1 protein-coding gene is annotated in these 279 nt (G+C 55.9%); it reads left to right on the top strand.

Going from position 1 to position 279, the window contains the following annotated elements; genetic code table 11:
* Positions 1-279, top strand: a 279-nt coding sequence (locus H6B10_RS16150) for an MBOAT family O-acyltransferase (RefSeq protein WP_275951105.1), incomplete at both ends; no start/stop codon positions are given.

Below are 279 nucleotides of genomic sequence, written 5' to 3'. Positions count from 1 at the left end.
GTCCCGGTGGTTGAAAGACTACGTCTATATTCCGCTGGGGGGCAGCCGCTGCAAACCCTGGCGCCGGGATGTCAACTTGGTTGCCACGTTTTTGGTCAGTGGAATCTGGCACGGTGCGGGATTGACCTACCTGCTGTGGGGATTCCTGCATGGTACGTTCCAGGCACTGGAAAATCATCTGCCTTGGCGGCGCGCCATCACCAAAGGATGGGGGCGGCTGGTTGGCATTGCCGGTACTTTTTCCATCTTTGTTTTTACGTTTACCATTTTCCGTGCCAG

The organism is Gemmiger formicilis (assembly GCF_016901605.1).
Classification (GTDB): domain Bacteria; phylum Bacillota; class Clostridia; order Oscillospirales; family Ruminococcaceae; genus Gemmiger; species Gemmiger formicilis_B.
The sequence above is the reverse complement of the archived record's forward strand: the minus strand, read 5'-3'. Positions and strand labels throughout refer to the sequence as shown.